Here is a 26,698-nt window from a genome sequence, read left to right on the forward strand (position 1 = left end):
AATGGCTGAAGCTTCTGTTTCATTTTTGCTGCCAGATGGATGGCCGACATTTAAAAGACGCGGCTTTGCGTTTAGAATCATAAAACTGTATTTGGGGGATAACATGACGACAGCAACCAGCCTGAATGAACTTCAGCAGCAAATCCGCGATCGCTACGATAGCCTGAGCAAGAGGCTGCAGCAGGTCTCCCGCTATGTACTGGATAACACCAACAGCGTGGCCTTTGATACGGTTGCCGTCATTGCCGAGCGCGCCGACGTGCCGCCGTCAACGCTGATCCGCTTCGCCAACGCCTTTGACTTCACCGGCTTTAACGAAATGAAACAGCTGTTTCGCATGAACCTGATGGAGGAGACCGCCAGCTACAGCGACCGTGCGCGGCTGTTTCGCGAAATGGAGAGCGAGGCCGTGCCGGAAACGCCGCTCGATATTTTACAGGAGTTCGCCCGCTCAAATGCCCAGGCGCTCCAGCAGCTCGCTGCCCGTGCCGAACCGGAGATGCTGGAGCGCGCCGTTCAGCTGCTGGCCGGCGCCGACACCATCTACATCGCCGGACTGCGCCGCTCCTTTAGCGTCGCCGCCTATCTGACCTATGCCCTGAGCCACCTTGAGTGCCGCCCTATTCTGCTCGACGGCATGGGCGGCATGCTGCGCGAGCAGATTAGCCGCATCAAGGCGCGCGATATAGTGGTGTCGATCAGCTTCTCGCCATACGCGGAAGAAACGGTGATGGTCAGCGAAACCGCCGACCACGTCGGCGCGCGCCAGATTGTGATCACCGACAGCCAGATCAGCCCGCTGGCGACGTTCAGCGACCTCTGTTTCGTGGTGAAAGAGGCGCAGGTGGATGCGTTTCGCTCTCAGTCGGCGACGCTGTGCCTGGTGCAGTCGCTGGTAGTGGCGCTGGCATATCGGCTGGGCGAAGGAAAGTAGGCTACCGCTCCTTCGCCTGCAACACCGGTCAGAAGCTGTACGTCACCTTTAGGCTTCCCGTGGGCGACGTTTTTTTCTGAACGACTGGGCTATCGCCCGCCTCTCCCGTCAGCTGCATAACGCCAGCAGCAGCAAGCAGGCTCCAGCGGGAGGTGAGCTTATGGGTCCAGTCCAGGTTCAGCGAATAGGCGTATATTCCCGATCCTGCATCATGTCGGGCAAATCCTGATGCGCCCCTGGAACAGGGTAGTGAATGAAATTTCATTGCGCACGCCAGACGATCTCTCTCCCTTAAAAGCCGTTCCCAGGCACAGGGAGCTGCGCCAGACGGTGGACGCGATGCGAATCAACGTCGAGGCGCTGCAGTCCTGGGTCATCAGCGAAAGCCAGCAGGAGCTGCTTGCAGGCATTGTTCGCAGCAATAGCCGTGCTGCTCGTCTCGTCAATCAGCTTCTGCTGATGAAGCACAGCGAAGCGCACATCGACACGGTAATGGAGCCTGTGCCGCTGACAACGCTTATTCAGGAGCGAATGGCCGCACTGGAGCCGCTGGCATCGGCACGCGGGATTGAGTTTGAATTCTTCGCCGACGATGAAATCCATGTCGCAGGCATTCGGGAACGTCTGGTGTCGCTGATCGACAATTTAATTGAGAATGCCGTGAAGTATAGCCCTGAGGGTGGACGCATTGAGGTACAACTGCAATCGCGTGATAAGTCCGCTCAGCTGCGCGTCTCAGACGCGGGCCCCGGTATCCCGGTTGAACTGCGGGAGCGCGTGTTCGACAGATTTTTCCGCGATCCTAATCAGACCCAAAGCGGGAGTGGACTGGGGCTTGCCATCGTCAAAGCCGTTACGCAGCAACACAACGGCAGGGTCAATCTGAGTACGTCAGCCGAAGGTGGTCTTATGGTGACCGTTGATTTCCCGAATCCGTCATTCGCATGAACGTAAACCCGGCGCTACACGTCCTGACATGTGTCAGCGCAGCGTTACTTCACGTATGCCGCAGATTGCTTCAATAAAATTACCGTATTTGTTATATTGTTACTTACTGATTATTCACCTCTGCGGTGCCAAAAAAAACAAGATTCACCGCAACCCAGGACAGAAAAATGTTAGATTACCGCTTCCCGACAGCTTTGCAGATGGTTCTCAGCGTAGCGATGGCGGAGCAATCGGGTGAACGTTCGACGAGTGCAATCCTGGCTTACGGCCTGGAAGCGAATCCGAGCTTTATCCGCAAATTAATGGTTCCTCTCGCCCGGGACGGCATTATCGTCTCCACGCTTGGCCGCAACGGCTCTATTCACCTTGGCCGCCCGGCTGAAGAGATCACCCTGCGTGATATCTACCTTTCCGTCACTGAAGATAAAAAGCTGTGGGCGTCCCGTCCTGACGTCCCGGCCCGCTGTGTGGTCAGCGCCAACGCCTGCTGGTACTTCAAATCAATCGCTGATGAAGCGGAGCAGGCTTCGTTAGCGGTTTTAGCGCGCCATACCGTCGCCAGCGCGCTGGAAGAGGTGAAAAAAGCCGATACCAGCGGGTGCGATCCGGTGCCGGAACTCTGTACGCAGCATAAAAAAGCGCCTTAATCCTGACGGATTGCGAAAAAAAGCCGCCTTCACAATGAAGGCGGCTTTTTGTTATCTGCTACGTCCTACGCAGGCAACACCTCTCTTTCCGCTTTGCCGCGCGTCACGAACTTACGCAGCGTCACGTAAAAGACCGGCGTCAGGAACAGACCAAACAGCGTCACGCCCAGCATCCCGGAGAAGACGGTGATCCCGGTGACGCCGCGGACTTCTGCCCCTGCCCCGTGACCTAGGATCAGTGGAATGGTCCCGGCAATAAAGGCGATAGAGGTCATTACAATCGGGCGTAAACGCAGGCGGCACGCCTCCAGCGCAGCCTCCATGATGCCTTTGCCCTGAATTTCCAGCTCGCGGGCAAACTCCACGATAAGTATCGCGTTTTTACAGGCCAGCCCCATCAGCACGACCAGCCCCACCTGCACGAAGACGTTGTTATCGCCCCCGGTCAGCCAGACGCCGAACAGCGCGGAGAGCATCGTCATCGGCACGATAAGGATCACCGCCAGCGGCAGCGTCCAGCTTTCATACAGCGCCGCCAGCACCAGGAACGCCAGCAGCACCGCGACCGGGAAGACGATCAGCGCCGTATTGCCCTGGGTGGCCTGCTGGAAACTCAGGTCCGTCCATTCAATATTCATCCCGTTCGGCAGGATCTGCTTAGACATGGCGTCCAGCTGCGTCATCGCCTGCGCGGAAGAGAGCACGCGCGGGTCAGCATCACCAATAAGATCCGCCGCCGGGTAACCATTATAGCGGATCACCGGGTCCGGCCCGTAGGTGGTCGTGATTTTCACCATACTGCCAATCGGCACCATTTCGCCCTGGTCATTGCGTGTGCGTAAATTCGCGATATCTTCCACGCTGTCGCGGAACTGCCCGTCGGCCTGTGCCATTACGCGCCAGGTCCGTCCAAACTGGTTAAAGTCGTTTACATATGACGAGCCCAGATAGGTTTGCAGCGTGCCGAAAAGATCGGTAAGCGATACGCCCTGCGCTTTCGCTTTATCACGGTCAACCTGCACATCCAGCTGCGGAACGTTAGCCTGGTAGGTTGAGATGGGGAAATGCATACCCGGCGTCTGCATAATCGCCCCGGACATGGTGTTCACCGCGTTTTGCAGCGCGCCATAGCCCAGACCAGCACGGTCCTGAATGTACAGCGAATAACCGGACCCTTGACCCAGCCCTAAAATCGGCGGCGGCAGAATCGAGAAGCCAAAGCCCTGCTGGATTTGAGCGATTTTCGCATTGATCTCCGCGTTAATTTCCGCCGCAGTATGTTTACGCTGGTCGAACGGCTTCAGGCCAAAGAAGACCGTCCCGGTGTTCGGCGTATTGGTGAACTGGAGCGCGTTCAGGCCAGGAAACGCGACCGCATAATCCACGCCTTCGGTATTCATCCCGATTTCGCTCATTTTGCGGATCACCGCATCGGTACGCGCCAGCGACGAGCCTTCCGGCATTTTCACGCCGCCGATCAGGTACAGCTTATCCTGCGTCGGAATAAACCCGCCGGGTACGACTTTAAACATCACACCCGCGGCACAAAGCAGCAGCAAATAAACCGCAAACACTGCACCGCGTCGGCCAAGCGTTTTCCCTACCAGTCCCTGATAGCCGGTCGAGCTGCGATGGAAAAAGCGGTTAAACGGACGGAAAATCCAGCCGAACAGACGATCGATAAGCCGGGTCGGGAAATCTTTCGGGGCACCATGCGGCTTCAACAGCAGCGCGGCCAGCGCCGGAGAAAGCGTCAGCGAGTTGATCGCGGAGATCACCGTGGAAATGGCTATCGTTACCGCAAACTGTTTGTAGAACTGGCCGGTCACGCCAGAGAGGAACGCCATCGGCACAAACACTGCACACAGCACCAGCGCAATGGCGATAATCGGCCCGGACACTTCACGCATCGCCTGATGCGCCGCCGCAAGCGGGGCGAGCCCCTCTTCGATATTTCGCTCGACGTTCTCCACCACCACGATGGCATCATCCACCACGATACCGATGGCCAGCACCAGCCCGAACAGGCTCAGGGTATTCAGCGAGAAGCCCAGCAGGTAAAGAATGCTGAAGGTACCCACCACCGATACCGGCACCGCGATCAGCGGGATGATCGACGCGCGCCAGGTTTGCAGGAAAAGGATCACCACCAGCACGACCAGCACCACCGCTTCCAGCAGCGTTTGTACAACCGCACGGATCGAGTCGCGCACAAATACCGTTGGGTCGTAAGGTGCCGCCCACTTCATATCGTCCGGGAAACGGGTGGACAGTTCGTCCATTTTGGCGCGCACCGCGTTAGACAGATCGATGGCGTTTGCCCCCGGCGACTGGAAGATACCAATCCCGACCGCGTCTTTATTGTTCAGCTGGGAGCGCAGCGCATAGCTGCCGGAACCCATCTCGATACGCGCCACGTCGCGCAGGCGGACGACCGTACCGTCCTGCGTTGTTTTCAGGACAATATTGCCAAACTCTTCTTCGGTATGCAGACGGCCCTGGGCGTTAATGGAGATCAGGAAATCGCTCTCTTTCGGCAGCGGCTCGGCGCCAAGCTGCCCGGCGGATACCTGTACGTTTTGCTCCTGCATCGCCGTCACCACGTCCGAGGCCGTCAGTCCGCGCGCCGCCACCTTGTTTGGATCCAGCCAGACGCGCATCGCGTATTCACCCGAGCCGAAAATCTGGATCTGACCCACGCCGGGCAGACGCGCCAGCTCGTCCTTCACCTTCAGCGTGGCGTAGTTACGCATATACAGTGAATCGTACTTACCGCCAGGCGAAAAGAGATGCACCACCAGCGTCAGCGTTGGCGACTGTTTCTGAGTCGTAATGCCCAGACGCCGAACGTCTTCCGGCAGACGCGCCTCGGCCTGTGCGACGCGGTTTTGCACCTGTACCTGCGCCTGATCCGGGTCGGTACCCGGACGGAAGGTGACGGTAGTCACCAGCACGCCATCGGAGCCCGCGACGGATTTCATGTACATCATGTTTTCAACGCCGTTGATCGCCTCTTCCAGCGGCGTCGCCACGGTTTCGGCAATCACTTTCGGGTTGGCGCCCGGGTACTCGGCGCGCACCTGCACGCTTGGCGGCACGACATCAGGATATTCGCTCACCGGCAGCAGCGGGATGGCGATTAATCCTGTGATAAAAATCAGAATCGACAGTACGGCGGCAAAAATCGGCCTGTCGATGAAAAAACGGGAAAAGTCCATGGATTGGATTCTCAGGTAAGGGATCAGTTGAGGGCGGCGCTGGCGGTCATGGCAACGGTTTTCGCGTTAACCGGCATACCCGGCATAAACACTTTTTGTAAACCATCGACGATGACTTTATCCCCGGGTTTCAGCCCCTGCTGTACGATACGTAAACCGTCGGCCAGACGCCCCGGCGTAATATCGCGGCGCTGCGCTTTCCCGTCTTTATCTACGACATAAACATACTTACGATCCTGATCGGTCAGCACCGCCTTATCGTCAACAAGCGTGGCTTTAAATTCCGCACTGCCCGGCAGGCGCACGCGTGCGAAGAGTCCCGGCGTGAACTGACGCTGTGAGTTGTCCAGCAGCGCACGCATGCGGATTGTACCGGTACTCGGCGTGAGCTGGTTATCCAGGAAATCCACTTTGCCCTGATGGGGATAGCCCTCCTCACCCGTCAGACCAATCTCCACCGGCAGCGCCGTGTGGTGACTGGACGCCCCCTGCCCGCTGCGGGCCAGGTTCTGATAGTGAAGATAGGTGGACTCGTCCACGTCGAAGTAGACGTAAACCGTCTTCTGTGAGACCAGGGTGGTGAGCACGCTGGCGCTGTCACCCGCAGTCACCAGGTTACCGCTGGTGATCAGCGCCCGGCTGGCGCGACCGTCGATAGGCGCGGTCACTTTGGTGAAGTCGAGGTTGAGCTGCGCGGCATCAACCGCCGCCTGCGCCGCGCGAATATCGGCCTGCGCCTGGGTAGCGGCGGAACGGCGCTGCTCCCACTCTTCACGAGATACCACGTTGGTATTGACTAATTTATCGGTACGGTTAGCCTCGCTTCGCGCCAGGCTGGCCTGCGTTTTGGCTCTCGCCAGGTTCGCCTGCGCCTGTTCCAGCGCCGCGCGATAGGTTCGGTCATCAATCGTGAACAGCACCTCGCCCTTTTTCACCTCCTGGCCGTCGGTGTAATTCACTTTATCAATGTAGCCGGAGACGCGTGGGCGCAGCTGAACGCTTTCCACCGCTTCAATGCGACCGTTAAAGCTGTCCCACTGGCTAATGGATTTCACCACCACGTCAGCTGCGCTGACGACGGGCGCTTGCGGTGCAGCATTTTGCGCGACACTGTCATCGCACCCGACGAGAAGCGCGGAGAGTAAAACCACCCCCGTCGCGCTCAGATGAAAGTAACCCCAGGTTTTTTGCAGGCTCATTATTTTTATTCCGGTTATTGTAGCCGCCGGGCAAGACGCAGCGGGAGGCGCCGCGCCACTTCCTTTGTCCGGTCTGGCTTAAGGCCATTTGTGTCGTTCATCGCCACAAAACTGTAACAGTTGCGAATACACTATCGCGGCGATTGTAGGAAGGCGCTTAATTAAGTGCAAGAATAATTGTTGCACTTAATGTGCTATTTGCGGCGAAGGTAAATCACGGGTTTTTAGAAGGGATTTAAATGTAACAATAAAACTTGCAATTAATATCAAAACGGGCCACCTTTAAGTGCAACAAACAAAGATGCTTTTAATGCGTGGCGTAGGGGGAAGCAAGATGAACACGGGTGCATTCATTCACGATTTGCTCGACTGGATCGACAACAACCTTGATAGCCGCCTGGACATTGAAACCGTCTCCAGGCGAGCCGGCTATTCGAAATGGCATCTCCAGCGGATCTTCAAAGAACATACCGGCTCCCCTCTCGCCGAATATATTCGCGCGCAAAAGCTGCAAAAATCGGTTGAGCGCTTAGCCCAAAGCGATGAACCGATTCTGAACGTGGCGATCGCGCTGGGCTTTGACTCTCAGCAGTCCTTCAACCGCAGCTTTAAGCGTCAGTATGGTCAGGCGCCAGGGGCATGGCGACGCAGTATCGGCTGCCGTGGATCCCGACAGATGAGCCAATAATTCACGTCCCGTTCGGATATCAGTTACAAAAGAAAAACCCTCTGTAAAAGGGGGGTTTAGCAGTCTTAACTGCTTATGACGTGCAGAAAGGTTTACGGGCTTATTCCTACTCAATCATATCAGCTCAGTCCTTGCATTTTGGCTTTACGCTATTCTCGATAATCGGCTTTCTTATATATTGTCCTTAATCTCGTTACGTCGAGGTTCCGAGCACAACTGTAGGGATGATTTTTGTCGGGATTATCTGTGGAACTTCACTTTATATTTTTATGAACACATCCCTTAAAACGATCTACTATCGGGTGTAGCTGTAAAATTGATATAGATCTACTTTCCAAAGGCAAGCCAACCTTTTTTAGAGTAAAATAATTAAATGCGCACTTTATGTATATTTTATTTTAAAAATACACGCACTATATGCAGATAATTTTCATAAGCATCTATAAAGAAAAGAGAGATACATGACTTTGCATGGAAAGTTTATTATAAATGATGCTGATTACTCACCACTTGAATTTGATGGTGTTGGAGTCTTTATGGCTTTTTCTGGTAACGGTGCATACAGAAACAAAGGAGCATGTGGCATCATTCCTAACGTTGGACCGCTACCAAAAGGTAAATATTATATAGTAGACAGGCCTAAAGGAAGTATGGCTAACAGATTTAGAGCCTGGGGAGTCGATACATATAAAAGCACTTTTAGTTATCATGTTGATCATTCTGAATGGTTTGCTTTATTTCGCGACGATGGGAATATAGATGATTCTACATTTTACAAAAGCGTAGCCAGAGGTGGATTTAGGCTACATCCCGGTCAGGTATCAGAAGGGTGTATAACTTTACCAAGCCAATCAGATTACAATAGATTAAGAAACGCACTATTAAGAACAAAGACAGCAAAGGTTAAAGGTCTTGATTTAGAATCCTATGGAACAATTGAGGTCATTATTGGTGGTTATCAGAAAACTTGTCCTTAGTTCTGTTAGAATGGTTCTTTTCATCGGCATATTCGCTATTGTTTCATGGTTAGATGTTTGCTACTTAACTGAACATCCATTAATAAGTCACGAAACAGCTATTAGAATTTCCTATTTAATTAGCAACAACCCAACACCCGAAGATATCTATTATAGTTATGATTATGTATTAATTTCATTCAACACTCTTACCTCTCTCTTTTTCTACATCATAACAATGAAGTTTATTAAACTAATAAGGAGTAAATAAAATGCCTATCCCTCCCTATCTTTGGCTAAAAGATGATGGTGGTGCAGATATCAAAGGCTCTGTAGATGTTCAGGATCGTGAGGGCTCTATCGAGGTAATCAGTATGGGTCATGGTGTTAACCTTCCCGTCGATACTGCCAATGGAAAGATCACCGGAACACGCCAACATTCATCATTTAATTTTGAAAAAGAAGTCGACAGTTCCAGTCCCTATCTCTACAAAGCAGCAGCTACAGGGCAAACATTAAAAAGTGCAGAAGTAAAATTTTATCATATCAATGATGCGGGCCAGGAGGTGTGTTATTACACCGTATTAATGGAAAATGTAAAAATAACGGGTGTTAATTGTGGTGTGCCCAATGTTAAATTATCAGGCAATGATAAGTTAAATCATATGGAATCCGTCTCTATGCAATATGAAAAAATCACATGGCGTATTGTAGATGGGAATATCCAATTCTCTGATTCATGGTACGAGAGGCCAACAGCATAAATTTCTGTTACTTTCTGCGCCACAGTGCGTTCTGAAATTATGCTCTTCGTTGCTAACGCTGCCAGAAAGTGCCAGACATAAAAAACAAAAAAGCCCGCAGTTACGCGGGCTTAGAGATACTTTACTGCATTTACCTACAGGCTGTAGCCAGACGCGAAATCATTCCCACTCGATCGTCGCCGGTGGCTTGCCGCTGATGTCATACACCACGCGGGAAATGCCGTTCACTTCGTTGATGATGCGGTTAGACACGCGGCCTAAGAAGTCATACGGCAGGTGCGCCCAGTGCGCGGTCATGAAGTCGATGGTTTCAACCGCACGCAGGGAGACAACCCAGTCGTACTTGCGGCCATCGCCCATCACGCCGACGGAGCGAACCGGCAGGAACACGGTGAACGCCTGGCTAACCTTGTTGTACAGGTCAGCCTTGTGCAGCTCTTCAATGAAGATCGCGTCCGCACGACGCAGCAGGTCGCAGTACTCTTTCTTCACTTCGCCCAGCACGCGTACGCCGAGGCCCGGGCCCGGGAATGGGTGACGGTAGAGCATGTCGTACGGCAGCCCCAGCTCCAGACCGATCTTACGCACTTCGTCTTTGAATAGCTCACGCAGTGGTTCAACCAGGCCCATCTTCATCTCTTTCGGCAGGCCGCCCACGTTGTGGTGAGATTTGATAACGTGCGCTTTACCGGTCGCGGAGGCCGCAGACTCGATCACGTCAGGGTAGATAGTACCCTGCGCCAGCCATTTCACGTCTTCCAGCTTCAGCGCTTCTTCGTCGAACACTTCCACGAATACGCGGCCGATGATTTTACGTTTCGCTTCCGGATCGTTCTCGCCTTTCAGCGCGTCCAGGAAGCGCTGTTCGCCTTCCACGTGAACGATGTTCAGACCGAAGTGGTCGCCGAACATGTCCATGACCTGCTGGGCTTCGTTCAGACGCAGCAGGCCGTTGTCCACGAAGACGCAGGTCAGGTTTTTGCCGATGGCGCGGTGCAGCAGCATCGCGGTCACGGAGGAGTCGACGCCGCCGGAGAGGCCGAGGATCACTTTGTCATCACCAACCTGCTGGCGGATACGCTCCACGGCGTCGTCGATGATTTTTGCCGGGGTCCACAGGGCTTCACACTGGCAGATATCACGCACGAAGCGCTCCAGCATGCGCATACCCTGACGGGTGTGAGTCACTTCCGGGTGGAACTGCACGCCGTAGAAGCGTTTTTCTTCGTTCGCCATAATCGCGAACGGGCAGCTTTCGGTGCTGGCTACGGTCACGAAGTCCGATGGGATGGCGGTGACTTTGTCGCCGTGGCTCATCCACACGTCCAGCAGCGGTTTGCCGTCTGCGGTCAGGGAGTCTTCGATACCGCGCACCAGCGCGCTGTCGGTGACGACTTCTACCTGCGCGTAGCCGAACTCACGCTCGTTAGAGCCTTCTACGTGGCCGCCCAGCTGCATCGCCATAGTCTGCATGCCGTAGCACACGCCGAACACCGGTACGCCCGCTTCGAATACGTACTGTGGCGCGCGCGGGCTGTTCTCTTCGGTGGTGCTCTCCGGGCCGCCGGACAGGATGATGCCGCTTGGATTGAACTCGCGAATCTGTGCTTCCGTAACATCCCACGCCCACAGTTCACAGTAAACGCCCAGCTCACGCACGCGACGCGCCACCAGTTGAGTGTACTGAGAACCAAAATCGAGGATGAGGATGCGATGTTTATGAATGTTTTCCGTCATTGACGCTAATTCCGAGGCAAGTGAAACAGATTAAATAAATCGCCCGACACGAGGTCGGGCGAAGAAAATCATGATCCCAGACGGTAGTTCGGGGACTCTTTGGTGATCGTCACGTCGTGCACGTGGCTCTCCTGGATACCCGCACCGCTGATGCGTACGAATTCCGCTTTGGTACGCAGCAGGTCAATGGTACCACAGCCGGTAAGACCCATACAGGAACGCAGGCCGCCCATCTGCTGGTGGATGATCTCTTTCAGACGGCCTTTATAGGCCACGCGGCCTTCGATGCCTTCCGGTACCAGTTTGTCAGCGGCGTTATCGGTCTGGAAGTAACGGTCGGAGGAACCTTTGGACATCGCGCCCAGGGAGCCCATACCGCGGTAGGATTTATAAGAACGGCCCTGGTAGAGTTCGATTTCGCCCGGGGATTCTTCGGTACCGGCCAGCATGGAGCCCACCATCACGGCTGCGGCACCTGCGGCGATCGCTTTGGCGATGTCGCCAGAGAAGCGGATACCGCCGTCCGCGATAACCGGAATACCGGTGCCTTCCAGCGCTTCAACCGCGTCAGACACCGCGGTGATCTGCGGAACGCCCACGCCGGTGACGATACGGGTAGTACAGATAGAGCCAGGGCCGATACCCACTTTCACCGCGCTGCAACCGGCTTCCGCCAGCGCGCGAGCACCTGCGCCCGTAGCCACGTTACCGCCAATGATCTGGAGATCCGGGTATTTAGCACGGGTTTCACGAATACGTTGCAGAACGCCTTCGGAGTGGCCATGTGAGGAGTCAATCAGCAGCACGTCAACGCCCGCGGCAACCAGCGCGTCAACGCGCTCTTCGTTACCTGCGCCCGCGCCAACCGCAGCGCCGACACGCAGACGGCCATGCTCGTCTTTACAGGCGTTCGGTTTACGTTCTGCTTTCTGGAAATCTTTAACGGTGATCATGCCACGCAGGTGGAAGTTCGCATCCACAACCAGCGCTTTCTCAACGCGTTTTTCGTGCATTTTCGCCAGCACCACGTCGCGGGTTTCGCCTTCGCGAACGGTCACCAGGCGCTCTTTTGGTGTCATATAGACGCTGACAGGCTGGTTCAGGTCAGTCACGAAACGCACATCACGACCGGTGATGATGCCCACCAGCTCGTTGTCTTCGGTCACAACCGGGTAACCTGCAAAGCCGTTACGCTCGGTTAGCGCTTTCACTTCGTGCAGGGTGGTGGTTGGCAGAACGGTCTGAGGATCGGACACGATACCGGATTCATGTTTCTTCACGCGGCGAACTTCTTCCGCCTGACGCTCGATAGACATGTTTTTGTGGATAAAGCCAATGCCGCCTTCCTGTGCCAAAGCGATAGCCAGACGCGCTTCAGTCACGGTGTCCATTGCTGCGGAGAGCATAGGAATGTTCAGACGAATGGTTTTCGTCAACTGCGTGCTGAGGTCGGCAGTATTCGGCAGAACGGTGGAATGAGCGGGAACGAGGAGGACGTCGTCAAACGTCAGTGCTTCTTTAGCGATACGTAGCATGGGCAATATCTCTGACCTGGGTGGTTAAATATTGCCGTGGCATTATACAGAGCGTAACCGATTGCATCTACACTTTTTTGAAAAAAATGCTTGCGATCGCCTCTCAGCAGGTTACTATCGACTGAATAACTTGCTGATTTAGAATTTGATCCCGCTCACATGTTATCCTCTCAATCCCCCTCAATTTATACTGTCAGCCGCCTTAATCAGACGGTGCGTTTGCTGCTTGAGCAGGAAATGGGACAGGTCTGGATCAGCGGTGAAATCTCTAACTTCACGCAGCCTGCTTCCGGTCACTGGTACTTTACGCTAAAAGACGACACCGCTCAGGTGCGCTGCGCGATGTTCCGCAACAGCAATCGTCGCGTGACGTTCCGCCCTCAGCATGGCCAGCAGGTTCTGGTTCGCGCCAACATTACCCTGTATGAGCCGCGCGGCGATTATCAGATTATCGTCGAGAGCATGCAGCCCGCCGGTGAAGGCTTGTTGCAGCAGAAGTACGAGCAGTTAAAAGCCATGCTTTCGGCTGAGGGATTGTTTGACCAGCAGTTTAAAAAGCCCCTGCCCTCACCTGCCCACTGTGTTGGAGTTATCACCTCGAAAACCGGCGCGGCGCTGCACGATATTTTGCACGTCCTGAAGCGCCGTGACCCTTCCCTGCCCGTCATTATCTACCCAACTGCCGTTCAGGGTGACGATGCGCCGGGGCAGATCGTGCGCGCGATTGAGCTGGCGAATGCGCGTCAGGAGTGCGATGTCCTGATCGTCGGGCGCGGCGGCGGCTCGCTGGAAGACCTGTGGAGCTTTAACGACGAGCGCGTGGCGCGGGCAATCTTTGCCAGCCTTATCCCTGTGGTGAGCGCCGTCGGCCATGAAACGGATGTGACGATAGCCGATTTTGTCGCGGATTTACGCGCGCCCACGCCGTCCGCGGCGGCAGAGGTGGTCAGCCGTAATCAGCAGGAGCTGCTGCGCCAGATCCAGAACGGGCAGCAGCGCCTGGAGATGGCGATGGACTACTTCCTCGCCAACCGTACCCGCCGCTTTACCCAGCTTCATCATCGTCTGCAACAGCAGCATCCGCAATTGCGTCTGGCGCGTCAGCAAACCGTACTGGAGCGTCTGCGTCAGCGGATGAACTTCGCGCTGGATAACCAGCTTAAGAAAGCGATATCGCGCCAGCAGCGCACGACTCAGCGTCTGAACCAGCAGAATCCGCAGCCAAAGATTTATCGCGCACAAACGCGGATCCAGCAGCTTGAGTTCCGCCTCGCGGAAAATATCCGCTCACGCCTGAGCGCCACCCGCGAGCGTTTTGGCAATGCGGTCACCCATCTGGAAGCCGTCAGCCCACTCTCCACGCTGGCCCGCGGCTATAGCGTGACCACCGCGACGGACGGCAAAGTGCTGAAGCAGACGAAGCAGGTTAAAGCAGGGGATGTGCTCACCACCCGGCTTTCTGACGGCTGGGTCGAGAGTGAAGTGAAAGAGATCAAACCGGTGAAAAAAACGCGTCAGCGTAAAAGCGGATAAATCTTCGCCGGTTACAAACTATACTGCTGCTATTGCCTTTTTTAATAAGGAGAGCAGCATGCCCCATCTACATAGCGTCATCCCTCCGTATATTCTTCGCCGTATTATCGAAAGCGGTTCTGAGCCGCAGCAGCGCTGCGCCCGTCAGACCTTAACCCACGTCCAGACGCTGATGGCCCATATGCCGGGCAAACCCGCCGCGCCGCATGTGAATAAAGCCGGTCAGCTTGAGCGTGACATCTACGATGCGAAACAGACCCAGGAGCTGCCGGGTACCCAGGTACGCTATGAAGGCCAGCCCTCCAACGGAGACGTGGCGGTGGATGAAGCGTACGATTATCTGGGTATTACCCATGATTTCTTCTGGAAGGAATATCAGCGCGATTCGCTCGATAACAAAGGGCTGATCCTCACCGGCACCGTGCACTATGGCCGTGAGTATCAAAACGCCTTCTGGAACGGCCAGCAGATGGTCTTTGGCGATGGCGACGGGGAAATCTTCAACCGCTTTACCATTGCCATCGACGTGGTAGCGCATGAGCTTAGCCACGGCGTGACGGAGACCGAAGCCGGACTCATCTACTTTGAACAATCGGGCGCGCTGAACGAGTCGTTATCCGACGTGTTCGGTTCGCTGGTGAAGCAATACTATCTTAAGCAAACCGCCGATAAAGCAGACTGGCTGATTGGTGAAGGGCTGCTGGCGGAGGGCATCAACGGGAAAGGGCTTCGCTCCATGTCTGAACCCGGCACGGCCTATAACGATCCGCTGCTCGGTAAAGATCCGCAGCCCGGGCATATGAAAGATTTCATCAAAACGCGCGAGGATAACGGCGGCGTACACCTTAACTCCGGTATCCCCAACCGCGCGTTTTACCTGGCCGCAACGGCGATCGGTGGCTACGCCTGGGAAAAAGCGGGTTATGCCTGGTACGACACGGTTTGCGATCGCAACCTGGCGCAGGATGCGGATTTTGATGCCTTTGCAAAACTGACGATAGCGCACGGCGAGAAACGCTCCGGTAGCGACGTTGGGGGGGCTATAAAACAAGCCTGGGAACAGGTAGGAGTGCTGTAATGCAGGTTCCGGAACTGACGGATGACGCCGTGGTTGAGCTGGCCCGGGAAGGCGGCGTCGCTTTTATCCCTAAGCTGAGCGGCCAGCGCACCATTGCGCTCTCCTCGCTTAATGAGGCCCAGCGCCAGCGCCTGGTGAGCATTCTGGAGCAGGCTTTCCCGCGCGGCCAGCCGCCCGGACAAGCCTCTTCCCCCGGCAGAGGTGACCAGCGCTATTTCCGCATCCAGATTATCTGGACCGGCCAAAATCAGGCGCACTACGCCGATATCATCGTGCTGGTACCCGAGCAGGAAGCACCCGAGTCGCTGGTGGAACTGTGGCAGAAAGGTGAAGGCTGCGTGTGCGATTAACCTTCAGCCCGAACAAACTCCACGCGTTTTTTAGAGATAAGACCGTGGCCGTTCTGGCAAAAGTAATCCACCGCACCGCAGGCCTTGAGTACCTGAAGCGGTTGATGGCAATCAGGGCAGCGCGCTTCGAGGGGAATATCGTTATTGCAGCTGTCGCAGTGCGCGATACCGTTTTGCGGCTCGAGCGCTGCGTGGCAATCCGGACAGGTTATCGACATGCTCTCTCCTGTTGAGGTGGGCCGGGGCTGCATAACTGCCCCGGCAGGCTGAATAGTATCAGGCTTCGGTAGCCGGTTTTGTCTGCACATTTTCCAGCATGCGACGCACCGGAACAATGAGGACGATCAGCACCGCAGCACAAATCAACAGCGCGATGGAGCAACGGGCAAAGAGGTCTGGCAGCATATCCAGCTGGTCGGCCTTCACGTGACCACCAATCAGGCCCGCAGCCAGGTTACCCAGCGCACTGGCGCAGAACCACAGGCCCATCATCTGACCGCGCATTCTTTCCGGCGCCAGCAGGGTCATGGTTGCCAGACCAATCGGACTCAGGCACAGTTCCCCGAGCGTCAGCATCAGGATACTGCCCACCAGCCAGAACGGAGAAACCCCTGCTCCACCGTTGCTCAGCACGTTCTGTGCCGCCAGCATCATCAGGCCGAAGCCCGCCGCCGCGCACAAAATACCGATCACGAACTTGGTGATACTGCTCGGGCGAATATTATTGCTCGCCAGCTTCGGCCATGCCCAGCTAAATACCGGTGCCAGCAGAATGATGAACAGGGCATTAATCGACTGGAACCACACCGCCGGGATCTCAAAATCACCGATCATGCGGTTAGTGTAGTCGTTGGCGAACAGGTTGAAGGAGGTTGGCTTCTGCTCGAACGCGGACCAGAAGAACGCGGCGGAGACCAGCAGAATAAAGCATACCAGCAGCCTTGCGCGCTCTTTGCGATTCAGCCCGGCGAAGATGAACAGGTAGATGAAGTAGAGCGCGACGGAGGCGGCAATCACATATACCAGCACGCTGGCCACCGCGACCGGATTAATCACAATCACGCCCTGGGCAATCAACGTGACGATGATTGCAACACCCACAGCCAGCGCCAGCAGCCAGGCACCCACGCCGTTACGTTTCACTACTGGACTGTTCCAGGTGGAGTCCAGACCGACTTCGCTGTCGTAGCGCTTCATGGCCGGAACGGCAAACACGCGGAAGATAATCAGGGCGACCAACATCCCGATACCGCCGATACCAAAGCCCCAGTGCCAGCCGTGGGTTTTAATCAGCCAGCCGGAAATCAGAGGAGCAATGAACGAGCCCATGTTGATGCCCATATAGAACAGCGAGAAACCGCCGTCACGACGCGCATCGCCCTTTTTGTAGAGGGTACCGACCATGACCGAGATACAGGTCTTGAACAGGCCGGAGCCGAGCACGATGAACATCAGGCCGATGAAGAACAGGTTGTCGCCCATAATGGCCGACAGGGCAATCGACAGGTGCCCAAGTGCAATCAAAATCGAACCGTACCAGACGGCCCGCTGCTGGCCGAGCCAGTTATCCGCCAGCCAGCCGCCCGGCAGTGCGGCGAGGTACATGGTGCCCGCGAAGATGCCGACAATCGCCGAGGCGTTTTCACGCGCCAGGCCCATTCCGCCGTCATACACGGTGGCGGCCATAAACAGGATCAATAGCGGGCGAATACCGTAAAACGAGAAACGCTCCCACATCTCGGTGAAGAACAGCGAACCGAGCGGATAAGGATGGCCGAAGAAGGTTCGGCTCTCTTTTTGATTAACAGAGGATTGCATAATTCTCCCGAAAAGGTATGTGTCGTGCTTGTAAACACCAGCATGTACGCCGAACGGTTACGTATCCGATCGATTTTTTACATGCGGCGAAATGTTGGTTAACCATTTGATAACCAGGCGCTAGTTTTGTCTAGTACCGAACCCTGGACTTTAAGATGAAAATTCGACGATTGTCTACTTTCTTAGATATAAACATGGTTAAAAGCGAATAGTGATTGACATCACACAGGGAAGGCAGACCTTTTGAATGAGCGAAAAAAACCCGCGACAGGCGCGGGTTTTAGTGAGTTCGGTAAGAATTATTTGCTTTTCTTAATGTGCTTAATCAAACGCTTACGCTTACGCATCTGGTTCGGCGTCAGGGTATTACGTTTATTCGCAAACGGGTTTTCCCCTTCCTTGAACTGAATACGGATAGGCGTACCCATCACGTCCAGCGACTTACGGAAGTAGTTCATCAGGTAGCGTTTGTAGGAGTCCGGCAGGTCTTTCACCTGGTTACCGTGGATCACCACGATAGGCGGGTTATACCCCCCGGCGTGGGCATATTTCAGCTTCACGCGACGGCCACGCACCAGCGGCGGTTGGTGGTCTTCAGCAGCCATGTTCATGATACGGGTCAGCATCGCCGTGCTCTGGCGGCGGGTAGAGCTGTCATAGGCTTCACGAACGGATTCGAACAGGTTGCCTACGCCGCTGCCGTGCAGGGCAGAGATGAAGTGAACGCGGGCAAAGTCGATAAAGCCCAGACGGAAGTCCAGCGTCTCTTTCACCTGTTCGCGTACTTCATTGCTCAGGCCATCCCACTTGTTGACGACGATAACCAGTGAGCGCCCACTATTAAGGATAAAGCCGAGCAGAGAGAGATCCTGATCGGAGATACCTTCACGTGCGTCAATAACCAGCAGCACCACGTTGGCGTCTTCAATCGCCTGAAGGGTTTTGATCACCGAGAATTTTTCCACTACATCGGTGATTTTCCCGCGCTTACGCACCCCTGCAGTGTCGATAAGTACGTACTCACGTTCATCGCGCTGCATTGGAATGTAAATGCTGTCGCGCGTTGTGCCTGGCATGTCGTAAACCACCACGCGCTCTTCGCCCAGAATACGGTTAGTAAGCGTAGACTTACCTACGTTTGGGCGACCAACGATAGCCAGCTTAATCGGCAGATCCTGCGGGTTGAAGTCATCTTCCGGCTCTTCCTCGCCTTCCTCTCCGGCTTCAAACTGTGCCCAGTATTCGGCGTCTTCGTCCACCTCTTCCGGCGGGTTTACTTCATCAACCCACGGCAGCAGAACGGTTTCCAGCAGGCTGGTGACGCCACGGCCATGCGAGGCCGCAATTGGATAAATATCGCCAAGGCCTAAAGACCAGAAATCCGCAACGGCCTGATCGGCATCGATACCGTCAGTTTTGTTCGCCACCAGGAAGGTTGGCTTTTCGCGTGAACGCAGATGTTTAGCGATAGCGGAGTCCGCGGGCATCAGGCCAGCGCGCGCATCCACCATAAACAGAACCACATCCGCTTCTTCGATAGCCAGCAGAGATTGCTCTGCCATGCGGGTTTCTACGCCGTCTTCCGTACCGTCAATACCCCCGGTATCGATACAGATGAACTCGCGTCCTTCCACCTCTGCACGACCGTACTTACGGTCACGCGTCAGCCCCGGGAAATCCGCAACCAGCGCATCACGGGTGCGTGTTAAACGGTTAAAAAGAGTGGATTTTCCAACGTTAGGGCGCCCGACAAGCGCGACCACAGGTACCATGTTTGAAGCCTCATAAAATTCAAAATAACGTCGCTTTCGCAGCGTTTTTAAAAATGTCAAAACGGCTCCTGAGTGAACAGGAGCCGTTTAGTATACTACAACCGCCGTGTAATTAACGCGTGATCGCGTACAGCGTGCCGTCTTTTGCCTGAATCAGCAGTTTGCCGTCAGCCACAACCGGGTCGGTCAGGAAGCCCGAGCCGTCCACTTTCTGCTGCGCCACGAAGCGGCCATTCTCTGGATCGATCCAGTGCATATAGCCTTCGCTGTCGCCCACCACCAGGCTGCCGTTATACAGTGCCGGTGCGGTCAGCAGACGGTGCAGCAGATCGCTCTGCGTCCACAGCGTCACGCCACCTTCGGTGCTCAGCGCCAGCAGACGGTCGTTCTGATCCACCATATAAATACGGTTGCCGTCGACAATGAAATCGTTCACGGAACCCAGCTCACGTTTCCACATGATCTGGCCGCTACGCAGGTCCAGCGCCGTCAGGTTGCCGTTATACGCCAGCGCGTAAACCACACCGTCAACGATGACCGGCGTGGTGTCCACGTCACTCAGACGGTCGATTTCAGTTGAACCGGTCGCCTGGGAAATACGCTGCTGCCAGATCATCTGACCCTGCTGCATCAGTACTGCGCTGACACGACCGTTGTCACCACCCACAATGGCGGCGCCAAATGCAGTCGCCGGAGCAGATTCACCACGCAGAGACAGCGCTGGCATATCCAGGTTAACCGTCCATTTTACCAGACCATCGGCTTCGTTCAGCGCCTGCAACTGGCCGTTGCTGGTATGGATCAACACCAGGCCGTCGCTGACAACCGGACGTGACAAGGATTCACCGGCAACGCTGGTCTGCCATGCAACCGAACCGTCGCTGGCATTCAGCGCGTAAACCTGCGCTTTTTCGCTGCCCACATACACGTGACCGCCAGCAACGGTCAGGCCGCCAGAAAGCAGCGCAGGTTTACGGGAGAACCAGCCGTCTTTTTCCGCCAGGTTAATGGACCACACTTCCTTTCCGTCATCAGCGTTCAGCGCTTTAACGGTGCCTTTGCGATCGGCCGCATAGACCACGCCGTCAGCAAATGCCGGGTGCAGGTTGGAATAAAAATCGCCAATACCATCACCCACGGAGGTGTCCCAGGCGGTGGACGGAGTGAACTGGTTTTCAACCGTCGGCAGCGGGGACATTTTGACAACGTCTTCTTCGCCACTGAACAGTGAACAACCACTCAATAACGTAACAGAAAGCAGTCCTGGCAGAAGTAATTTACGCAATTGCATTGGGTCCCTCTCAGACGGACAAATTATTTATTTTCATCTGCATCATTTCGCTCAGCGCAGGTGAAGCTTTACTATCCACGCCAGCTTGCCACGCTTTACGCGCGCCCGCTTTATCACCCTTACTCAGCAGTGCTTCACCGCGAAGATCGGCGACAATAGCGGCAAAGCCATCACCTTTGATGGTATCAAGCGTTTTCAGCGCGTCGTCGGCTTTTTTCTGCTGAACCTGAATACGTGCCAGGCGCAGATTGATCACCGCTTTCAGATTTTCGTCACTGGCAGCAGCAAGCCCCTGAGACAGTTGCGCAGCGGCTTTATCCAGTTCGTTTTTATCAACATACTGCTGAGCCACTTCCAGCGCAGCCAGCGCACCGTAGGTGTTTTTGTTGTCAGCGGCAAATTTCTCCGCAGCCGTCAGCGTTTGCGGCTGATCGGCACGGATTGCGCTAACGGTATTTTCGTAGTTCAGGGATGAACCGCGAGCAGAGTCAGCCTGATGATTGTTCCAGTAACGCCAGCCAACCAGCGCACCAACACCTAAAATAACCCCTACAACCAGTGCCTTGCCGTTTTCAGCAAAGAAGCGTTTAACCGCATCAACCTGGTCGTGTTCGTTCTCGTACATTTCCACGCAGTCCTTCTCCTTAGCCCAATAGAGTGCGCAAGTGCGCCGCAACGCCATCCTGCGTTACCGTAGTTTGCTCACCAGAGCGCAGGTCTTTAACCACCACTTCGCCGTTGGCCACTTCGGACTCACCCAGCACCAGTGCAATACTTGCGCCCCACTTATCGGCACGAGCAAACTGTTTTTTAAAGTTGCCGCCGCCGTGGTTGGTCATCAGCTTTACGTCCGGCAGCGCATCGCGCACGCGTTCGGCAAGCTGCATCGCCGCAGACTGCGTATCCGCACCTGAGGCCACCAGGTATATATCGACAACAGGATCGGCTTTAAATTCCGGATTAACTGCCTGAACCAGCAAAACAAGTCGCTCAAGGCCCATCGCGAAGCCTACAGCCGGTGCTGCGCGACCACCCAGTTGCTCGACCAGTCCGTCATAACGACCGCCAGCACAGACGGTGCCCTGCGAACCGAGGCTGGTGGTGACCCACTCAAATACGGTGCGGTTGTAGTAGTCCAGACCGCGCACCAGACGCTGGTTAACGGTATAAGCAATGCCCGCCGCTTCAAGCAGCTTGCACAGGCCAGCAAAGTGTTCGCGGGAATCCTCATCCAGGTAGTCACCCAGCGCTGGCGCATCGTTCAGCAGCGCCTGTACGTCAGGATTTTTGGAATCGAGTACGCGCAGCGGGTTGCTGTACATACGACGTTTACAGTCTTCGTCGAGCTTCTCTTTGTGTTGTTCCAGGAACGCCACCAGCGCATCGCGATAGTTCGCACGCGCTTCCAGAGAACCGATAGAGTTCAGCTCCAGGGAAACGTGCTCAGAAATACCGAGCGCACGCCACCAGCGGGCAGTCAGCATAATCAGTTCGGCATCGATATCTGGTCCTTGCAGACCAAACACCTCCACGCCAAGTTGGTTGAACTGACGGTAGCGGCCTTTTTGCGGACGTTCGTGGCGGAACATCGGGCCGATATACCACAGGCGCTGCTCCTGATTGTACAGGAGACCATGTTCGATGCCGGCGCGTACGCAACCCGCCGTCCCCTCAGGACGCAGGGTCAGGCTGTCGCCGTTGCGGTCCTCAAAGGTATACATCTCTTTTTCAACCACGTCGGTTACTTCGCCGATCGCGCGTTTGAATAACGGGGTCTGCTCTACAATCGGCAAACGAATTTCGCTGTAACCGTAGCTGCCGAGCACCTGCTTCAGTGTGCCTTCAATGCGCTGCCAGATGGCGGTTTCGCCAGGCAGATAATCGTTCATGCCGCGGATGGCTTGAATGTTTTTTGCCACGTTTATTCTCTTTCTATATACAAAAAAGAACCCAAAGAATGGGTTCAATCATACATGGGAAGCAGCCTGCTTCCCATCACGTTATTTTTCAACCTGCTGAACGCTGATGCGCTGCGCTTCGTCCATCATCGTCGCTTTTGCGCGAATGCGGGCTTCAAGCTGGTCGATCATATCACTATTATCCAGACGATCTTTACGAACGCCATCTTCATAGAGACCACTTTTCTTGTTACCGCCGGTAACGCCCAGCGTGGACACCAGCGCTTCACCCGGACCGTTCACCACGCAGCCGATGATGGAAACGTCCATCGGGGTGATAATGTCTTCCAGTCTCTGCTCCAGGGCATTGACGGTGCCGATCACGTCAAACTCCTGACGTGAACAGGTTGGGCAGGCGATGAAGTTGATCCCACGCGCGCGGATACGCAGTGATTTCAGGATGTCGAAACCGACTTTGATCTCTTCCACCGGATCGGCGGCCAGGGAGACGCGTAACGTGTCACCGATGCCTTCAGAGAGCAGCAGGCCGAGACCAATTGCCGATTTTACCGAACCGCTGCGCAGCCCACCCGCCTCGGTGATGCCAAGGTGCAGCGGCTGATCGATCTGTTTTGCCAGCAGACGATACGATTCAACGGCCAGGAAAACGTCAGACGCTTTCACGCTCACTTTGAACTGATCGAAGTTAAGGCGATCCAGATGATCGACGTGACGCATGGCGGATTCGAGCAGCGCCTGCGGCGTCGGCTCACCGTACTTTTCCTGGAGATCTTTTTCCAGAGAGCCAGCGTTTACGCCGATACGGATTGGAATGTTTTTGTCGCGGGCGCAGTCAACCACCATGCGAATGCGCTCTTCGTTGCCGATGTTGCCTGGGTTAATACGCAGACAATCGACACCGTATTCAGCGACTTTCAGCGCGATACGGTAATCGAAGTGAATATCGGCAACCAGCGGAACGCTCACCTGCTGCTTGATCAGTTTGAACGCCTCAGCGGCGTCCATGGTCGGCACTGAGACGCGAACAATGTCCGCGCCGACGCGTTCTAATGCTTTGATTTGATTAACCGTCGCTTCTACATCCGTAGTACGCGTATTGGTCATCGACTGGACGGCGATAGGCGCCCCATCGCCGATTGGCACGTTCCCAACGTAAATCCGTTTCGATTTTCTACGTTGAATAGGAGCCTGGTTATGCATGTAAAATCTCCCGCATTGCCCGTCTGTTACTGTGCTGCTGATTGTTCGGCATTAACGGTAAGACGCGCAACCTGGTTAGTTCTGATAAAGCGGCTCAGATCGACAGGTTTTCCTTGATACTGGATCTGTACCGCTGCCGGTGCGCCGATTTTAAGCTTGTATGGTGCCTGGCCCGTTAGATTTAACGTGCCATCTTTACGTTGCAGGCCGCTGAACAGCTTTTTACCTGTCGCGTCAGTCACTTCCAGCCAGCAATCAGCCGTGAAATTCATCACCAGCGCATTCGGGTCAACGGCAGGTGCCGCCGTACCCGCCGGGTCAGTTGGCAGTGACGCCGCGGTGTTATCTGCCGGTGCCGTTGCCGCAGGGGCGGTATCAACATTGGCCTGAGAAGGTGATACGACCGCGTTCTGATCCTGGGCCTGGGTAGCCGGTGCGGTATTCGCCGTCGATTCTGGCGTCGCCGCTGGCTCGGTTGCAGGCGTGCTGGTTGCTGTCGCCTGAGGTTCGCTGGAGGTCGCAGCCCCTTCGGTGCTCAGCGGCACGCTTTGCGCGCCGTTAGTACCAGACTGATTAAGCTCAGCGGAGGACTGATCGGCCATGGTGGTGATCTCTTCCTGTTGCGCTTTGTGGTTTTGCCACCACCATGCGCCCGTCAGGCCGACAACCACGAACAGGACCAGCCAGGTAAAGCTCATCAGCCAGCCATCGCGTTTTTTACGACGTTTGCCCAGAGAGAAGCTCTGCATCGGCGCAACTTTTGCCGCACGCACAGGCGCCTGCTTCTCCATCATCGGCAGTAATTCGTCTTCAGGAATATGAACCAGTTTGGCGTAAGAACGGATATAACCGCGCAGAAACGTTGAAGCCAGATCGGCGGGTGCCTTATCTTCTTCAATGTCGCGAACGGTGGAAACCTTCAGGCACAGGCGTTCTGCAACGGCTTGCTGGCTGAGTCCGAGTTGTTCACGGGCGTTGCGAAGACGAACGCCAGTGGAGAGTGCTGCATTTTGATCGTGAGTGGCTTCAGTATTCATTCGCTACAACTACTGGTACGTGAAAATAAGGGTTCAGGTGCCGGTGAGTCACAATGCCACCCGCACCGCGAAACTTTAGGTCAGTTAACCTGGAACAAACAGTATAAGACTGTCGGGCCGCAGATGACAGCGCTGGCAGGCCTTCACGCTAAACTGTTGTTACGTCGTTACATACTGCCCGAAAGTCGTATGAAACGCACCGTAATTATTAATCAGTCATAAGGATTGTGACTGAATATTCAGTAAATTAATGCTTCACGGCGCAAAAAACGCGCCGTGTCTGCATAATAATCAAACGGTTTTGACCGCGATTGACTCACCCTGCATGCGCTTACGCAGCGTACGTTTGGTACGGTCAATAACGTCACCCGCCAGCTGACCACAGGCTGCGTCGATATCATCGCCACGCGTTTTACGTACGATGGTGGTGAAACCATACTCCATCAGCACTTTTGAGAAGCGATCGATACGGCTGTTCGAGCTACGGCCATACGGCGCGCCCGGGAACGGGTTCCATGGGATCAGGTTGATCTTACATGGCGTATCTTTCAGCAGTTCAGCCAGCTCATGTGCATGCTCGGTACCGTCGTTAACATGATCCAGCATCACGTATTCAATGGTCACGCGGCCCTGGTTAGCATTGGATTTCTCCAGGTAACGGCGCACGCCAGCCAGGAAAGTTTCGATATTGTACTTTTTGTTGATCGGCACAATTTCGTCACGGATGGCGTCGTTTGGCGCGTGAAGGGAGATGGCCAGCGCAACGTCAATCATATCGCCCAGTTTGTCCAGCGCAGGCACCACGCCGGAAGTAGAGAGCGTAACGCGGCGCTTGGACAGACCAAAACCGAAATCGTCGAGCATAATTTCCATCGCCGGAACGACGTTGGTCAGGTTGAGCAGCGGTTCACCCATCCCCATCATCACCACGTTGGTGATTGGACGTGTACCGGTGACTTTCGCTGCACCCACGATTTTCGCAGCACGCCAGACCTGGCCGATAATTTCCGATACGCGCAGGTTACGGTTAAAGCCCTGCTGCGCCGTAGAGCAGAATTTGCACTCCAGCGCACAGCCCACCTGAGAAGAGACGCACAGCGTGGCGCGATCGTCTTCCGGGATATACACGGTTTCAACACGCTGATCGCCAACGGCAATGGCCCACTTGATAGTGCCATCTGAAGAGCGCTGCTCTTCCACCACTTCCGGTGCGCGGATTTCCGCCACTTCTTTAAGCTTATTGCGCAGCACTTTGTTGATGTCCGTCATGTCATCAAAGTTGTCGCTGCAATAGTGGTACATCCATTTCATGACCTGATCGGCACGAAACGGCTTCTCGCCCATCTCTTTAAAGAACTCGCGCATCTGCTGACGGTTCAGGTCCAGCAGGTTAATTTTTCCATTTTTATTGGGAACCGCAGGAATGGCGACTTCGGAGGTATTCACTAATTCAGACATAATTTTTTCCGGCCTCGTTGTTACACGTTGTGGCCCTTGGTGGGTTGAAAAGAAACGCCCCGGTAAGCAGTCTGCTCGTCCGGGGCGTTGCATTGTACAAAGTCTGGCGCAGGGATGCCACGTTTGCACGCGGCATTTACGAAATTATTAGCGAGTGCGCGGGCACACTTCGCCTTCTGCAAAGAAGAACGCGATTTCGCGCGCAGCAGATTCAACAGAGTCGGAACCGTGAGTGCCGTTCTCGGTGAAGCTGTCTGCGTAGTCAGCGCGCAGAGTACCTGCCAGCGCGTTGTCCGGGTTGGTTGCACCCAGCAGATCGCGGTGACGCTGTACCGCGTTTTCGCCTTCCAGTACGGATACCACGATTGGGCCAGAAGTCATGAACTCGACCAGACCGTCAAAGAATGGGCGACCTTCGTGCTCAGCGTAGAAACCGCGAGCCTGTTCAACGGTCAGGTGCAGCATTTTGGTGCCAACGATCTTAAACCCTGCTGATTCAAAGCGAGCGAAGATGCTGCCAATAACGTTTTTTGCCACCGCGTTTGGTTTGATGATGGAAAAAGTACGTTCAATAGCCATTGATAACCTCTGTAAAATGTTCTGTTGTTTTTGCATA

Annotated in this window: 22 protein-coding genes and 2 pseudogenes; 9 read left to right on the forward strand and 15 right to left on the reverse strand. The window is 55.0% G+C overall.

Annotated features, from left to right (window positions below; genetic code table 11):
* Positions 1 to 103 precede the first annotated feature (103 nt).
* Positions 104 to 934 carry a MurR/RpiR family transcriptional regulator gene (locus IM282_RS10950; RefSeq protein WP_023300698.1) on the forward strand — a complete coding sequence of 277 codons (831 nt, stop codon included), beginning with the start codon at positions 104 to 106 and terminating at the stop codon, positions 932 to 934.
* A gap of 28 nt (positions 935 to 962) precedes the next feature.
* Here the strand turns inward: IM282_RS10950 and IM282_RS10955 are convergent.
* Positions 963 to 1,166 (reverse strand): annotated as a pseudogene (locus IM282_RS10955) (MipA/OmpV family protein); the annotation flags it as partial.
* On the opposite strand from IM282_RS10955, the pseudogene IM282_RS10960 reads away from it, so the two are divergent.
* Both IM282_RS10960 and IM282_RS10965 read left to right on the forward strand, forming a co-directional pair.
* Positions 1,154 to 1,882 (forward strand): annotated as a pseudogene (locus IM282_RS10960) (sensor histidine kinase); the annotation flags it as partial. The pseudogenes IM282_RS10955 and IM282_RS10960 sit on opposite strands and share 13 nt — an antisense overlap.
* A gap of 167 nt (positions 1,883 to 2,049) precedes the next feature.
* Positions 2,050 to 2,529 (forward strand): Rrf2 family transcriptional regulator, encoded by a 480-nt coding sequence (locus IM282_RS10965; protein ID WP_003860591.1) that lies wholly within the window; start codon positions 2,050 to 2,052, stop codon positions 2,527 to 2,529.
* Between the two features lie 65 nt (positions 2,530 to 2,594).
* Here IM282_RS10965 and oqxB read toward each other — a convergent pair whose 3' ends face one another.
* Both oqxB and IM282_RS10975 read right to left on the reverse strand, forming a co-directional pair.
* Entirely contained in the window at positions 2,595 to 5,747 is a 3,153-nt protein-coding gene (oqxB, locus tag IM282_RS10970) for a multidrug efflux RND transporter permease subunit OqxB (RefSeq protein ID WP_023300700.1), read from the reverse strand.
* A 23-nt stretch (positions 5,748 to 5,770) separates the two neighbouring features.
* Positions 5,771 to 6,946, reverse strand: coding sequence for an efflux RND transporter periplasmic adaptor subunit (locus IM282_RS10975; protein WP_045308556.1), 1,176 nt, complete (start codon positions 6,944 to 6,946; stop codon positions 5,771 to 5,773).
* 334 nt (positions 6,947 to 7,280) lie between these two features.
* Between IM282_RS10975 and IM282_RS10980 the strand changes: the two genes are divergently transcribed.
* The 3 genes from IM282_RS10980 (at position 7,281) to IM282_RS10990 (ending at position 9,354) form a co-directional block, all read left to right on the forward strand.
* Entirely contained in the window at positions 7,281 to 7,634 is a 354-nt protein-coding gene (locus tag IM282_RS10980; RefSeq protein ID WP_006811509.1) for a helix-turn-helix domain-containing protein, read from the forward strand.
* 461 nt (positions 7,635 to 8,095) lie between these two features.
* Positions 8,096 to 8,611 carry a DUF2778 domain-containing protein gene (locus tag IM282_RS10985; RefSeq protein WP_023300701.1) on the forward strand — a complete coding sequence of 172 codons (516 nt, stop codon included), beginning with the start codon at positions 8,096 to 8,098 and terminating at the stop codon, positions 8,609 to 8,611.
* A gap of 251 nt (positions 8,612 to 8,862) precedes the next feature.
* Complete coding sequence (locus IM282_RS10990; RefSeq protein WP_023300702.1) at positions 8,863 to 9,354, forward strand: type VI secretion system tube protein TssD; 492 nt, start codon at positions 8,863 to 8,865, stop codon at positions 9,352 to 9,354.
* 159 nt (positions 9,355 to 9,513) lie between these two features.
* Here the strand turns inward: IM282_RS10990 and guaA are convergent, their stop codons facing one another.
* Together guaA and guaB are read right to left on the reverse strand one after the other, a co-directional pair.
* Positions 9,514 to 11,091: a glutamine-hydrolyzing GMP synthase gene (gene guaA / locus IM282_RS10995; protein ID WP_006811514.1), complete on the reverse strand. Its 1,578-nt coding sequence runs from the start codon at positions 11,089 to 11,091 to the stop codon at positions 9,514 to 9,516.
* Positions 11,092 to 11,159: 68 nt separating this feature from the next.
* Positions 11,160 to 12,626, reverse strand: a complete 1,467-nt coding sequence (guaB, locus tag IM282_RS11000) for an IMP dehydrogenase (RefSeq protein ID WP_003860601.1) — start codon at positions 12,624 to 12,626, stop codon at positions 11,160 to 11,162.
* Between the two features lie 159 nt (positions 12,627 to 12,785).
* Between guaB and xseA the strand changes: the two genes are divergently transcribed.
* Genes xseA through IM282_RS11015 form a run of 3 tightly spaced genes read left to right on the forward strand, consistent with a single transcriptional unit; the run spans position 12,786 to position 15,587 of the window.
* A complete protein-coding gene (gene xseA, locus IM282_RS11005; RefSeq protein WP_045621484.1) occupies positions 12,786 to 14,159 on the forward strand; it encodes an exodeoxyribonuclease VII large subunit in 1,374 nt (457 codons plus the stop codon).
* A gap of 58 nt (positions 14,160 to 14,217) precedes the next feature.
* Complete coding sequence (locus IM282_RS11010; protein WP_192970401.1) at positions 14,218 to 15,237, forward strand: M4 family metallopeptidase; 1,020 nt, start codon at positions 14,218 to 14,220, stop codon at positions 15,235 to 15,237.
* Positions 15,237 to 15,587 carry a protealysin inhibitor emfourin gene (locus IM282_RS11015; protein WP_023300706.1) on the forward strand — a complete coding sequence of 117 codons (351 nt, stop codon included), beginning with the start codon at positions 15,237 to 15,239 and terminating at the stop codon, positions 15,585 to 15,587. Before IM282_RS11010 ends, IM282_RS11015 begins: the two co-directional genes overlap by 1 nt.
* On the opposite strand, the gene IM282_RS11020 is transcribed toward IM282_RS11015, so the two are convergent.
* The 10 genes from IM282_RS11020 to ndk all read right to left on the reverse strand — a co-directional run bounded on the left by IM282_RS11020 (position 15,584) and on the right by ndk (position 26,661).
* A complete protein-coding gene (locus tag IM282_RS11020; protein WP_023300707.1) occupies positions 15,584 to 15,805 on the reverse strand; it encodes a zinc ribbon domain-containing protein in 222 nt (73 codons plus the stop codon). The genes IM282_RS11015 and IM282_RS11020 overlap by 4 nt on opposite strands.
* A 58-nt stretch (positions 15,806 to 15,863) precedes the next feature.
* A complete protein-coding gene (locus IM282_RS11025; RefSeq protein ID WP_023306697.1) occupies positions 15,864 to 17,405 on the reverse strand; it encodes a peptide MFS transporter in 1,542 nt (513 codons plus the stop codon).
* 299 nt (positions 17,406 to 17,704) lie between these two features.
* Positions 17,705 to 19,177: a ribosome biogenesis GTPase Der gene (gene der / locus IM282_RS11030; RefSeq protein ID WP_022648998.1), complete on the reverse strand. Its 1,473-nt coding sequence runs from the start codon at positions 19,175 to 19,177 to the stop codon at positions 17,705 to 17,707.
* A gap of 112 nt (positions 19,178 to 19,289) precedes the next feature.
* Positions 19,290 to 20,468, reverse strand: a complete 1,179-nt coding sequence (gene bamB, locus IM282_RS11035) for an outer membrane protein assembly factor BamB (RefSeq protein ID WP_022648999.1) — start codon at positions 20,466 to 20,468, stop codon at positions 19,290 to 19,292.
* A 10-nt stretch (positions 20,469 to 20,478) separates the two neighbouring features.
* Entirely contained in the window at positions 20,479 to 21,099 is a 621-nt protein-coding gene (locus tag IM282_RS11040) for a YfgM family protein (RefSeq protein ID WP_032622338.1), read from the reverse strand.
* Positions 21,100 to 21,112: 13 nt separating this feature from the next.
* The gene (hisS, locus tag IM282_RS11045; RefSeq protein ID WP_022649001.1) at positions 21,113 to 22,387 is read right to left on the reverse strand and encodes a histidine--tRNA ligase; all 1,275 of its coding nucleotides are present in this window, start codon (positions 22,385 to 22,387) and stop codon (positions 21,113 to 21,115) included.
* 81 nt (positions 22,388 to 22,468) lie between these two features.
* On the reverse strand, positions 22,469 to 23,587 hold the full coding sequence (gene ispG / locus IM282_RS11050) for a flavodoxin-dependent (E)-4-hydroxy-3-methylbut-2-enyl-diphosphate synthase (protein WP_003860619.1): 1,119 nt from the start codon (positions 23,585 to 23,587) through the stop codon (positions 22,469 to 22,471).
* Between the two features lie 26 nt (positions 23,588 to 23,613).
* Positions 23,614 to 24,624 carry a cytoskeleton protein RodZ gene (rodZ, locus tag IM282_RS11055; RefSeq protein WP_192970402.1) on the reverse strand — a complete coding sequence of 337 codons (1,011 nt, stop codon included), beginning with the start codon at positions 24,622 to 24,624 and terminating at the stop codon, positions 23,614 to 23,616.
* Positions 24,625 to 24,915: 291 nt separating this feature from the next.
* Positions 24,916 to 26,082 (reverse strand): bifunctional tRNA (adenosine(37)-C2)-methyltransferase TrmG/ribosomal RNA large subunit methyltransferase RlmN, encoded by a 1,167-nt coding sequence (locus IM282_RS11060; RefSeq protein ID WP_003860623.1) that lies wholly within the window; start codon positions 26,080 to 26,082, stop codon positions 24,916 to 24,918.
* 147 nt (positions 26,083 to 26,229) lie between these two features.
* A complete protein-coding gene (ndk, locus tag IM282_RS11065) occupies positions 26,230 to 26,661 on the reverse strand; it encodes a nucleoside-diphosphate kinase (RefSeq protein ID WP_003860625.1) in 432 nt (143 codons plus the stop codon).
* Positions 26,662 to 26,698: the final 37 nt, after the last annotated feature.

Source organism: Enterobacter cloacae complex sp. P29RS, assembly GCF_014893445.1.
GTDB classification, from domain to species: Bacteria; Pseudomonadota; Gammaproteobacteria; order Enterobacterales; family Enterobacteriaceae; genus Enterobacter; species Enterobacter intestinihominis.

Bases quoted from the DNA above. Each gene is read 5' to 3' on its own strand.
- rodZ (WP_192970402.1), bottom strand. From the start codon at position 24,624: ATGAATACTGAAGCCACTCACGATCAAAATGCAGCACTCTCCACTGGC.
- IM282_RS11020 (WP_023300707.1), bottom strand. From the start codon at position 15,805: ATGTCGATAACCTGTCCGGATTGCCACGCAGCGCTCGAGCCGCAAAAC.
- IM282_RS10975 (WP_045308556.1), bottom strand. From the start codon at position 6,946: ATGAGCCTGCAAAAAACCTGGGGTTACTTTCATCTGAGCGCGACGGGG.
- guaB (WP_003860601.1), bottom strand. From the start codon at position 12,626: ATGCTACGTATCGCTAAAGAAGCACTGACGTTTGACGACGTCCTCCTC.
- IM282_RS10950 (WP_023300698.1), top strand. From the start codon at position 104: ATGACGACAGCAACCAGCCTGAATGAACTTCAGCAGCAAATCCGCGAT.
- IM282_RS11060 (WP_003860623.1), bottom strand. From the start codon at position 26,082: ATGTCTGAATTAGTGAATACCTCCGAAGTCGCCATTCCTGCGGTTCCC.
- ispG (WP_003860619.1), bottom strand. From the start codon at position 23,587: ATGCATAACCAGGCTCCTATTCAACGTAGAAAATCGAAACGGATTTAC.
- oqxB (WP_023300700.1), bottom strand. From the start codon at position 5,747: ATGGACTTTTCCCGTTTTTTCATCGACAGGCCGATTTTTGCCGCCGTA.
- xseA (WP_045621484.1), top strand. From the start codon at position 12,786: ATGTTATCCTCTCAATCCCCCTCAATTTATACTGTCAGCCGCCTTAAT.
- IM282_RS11025 (WP_023306697.1), bottom strand. From the start codon at position 17,405: ATGCAATCCTCTGTTAATCAAAAAGAGAGCCGAACCTTCTTCGGCCAT.
- guaA (WP_006811514.1), bottom strand. From the start codon at position 11,091: ATGACGGAAAACATTCATAAACATCGCATCCTCATCCTCGATTTTGGT.
- IM282_RS11015 (WP_023300706.1), top strand. From the start codon at position 15,237: ATGCAGGTTCCGGAACTGACGGATGACGCCGTGGTTGAGCTGGCCCGG.
- ndk (WP_003860625.1), bottom strand. From the start codon at position 26,661: ATGGCTATTGAACGTACTTTTTCCATCATCAAACCAAACGCGGTGGCA.
- IM282_RS10980 (WP_006811509.1), top strand. From the start codon at position 7,281: ATGAACACGGGTGCATTCATTCACGATTTGCTCGACTGGATCGACAAC.
- IM282_RS10985 (WP_023300701.1), top strand. From the start codon at position 8,096: ATGACTTTGCATGGAAAGTTTATTATAAATGATGCTGATTACTCACCA.
- IM282_RS10965 (WP_003860591.1), top strand. From the start codon at position 2,050: ATGTTAGATTACCGCTTCCCGACAGCTTTGCAGATGGTTCTCAGCGTA.
- IM282_RS11010 (WP_192970401.1), top strand. From the start codon at position 14,218: ATGCCCCATCTACATAGCGTCATCCCTCCGTATATTCTTCGCCGTATT.
- IM282_RS10990 (WP_023300702.1), top strand. From the start codon at position 8,863: ATGCCTATCCCTCCCTATCTTTGGCTAAAAGATGATGGTGGTGCAGAT.
- der (WP_022648998.1), bottom strand. From the start codon at position 19,177: ATGGTACCTGTGGTCGCGCTTGTCGGGCGCCCTAACGTTGGAAAATCC.
- bamB (WP_022648999.1), bottom strand. From the start codon at position 20,468: ATGCAATTGCGTAAATTACTTCTGCCAGGACTGCTTTCTGTTACGTTA.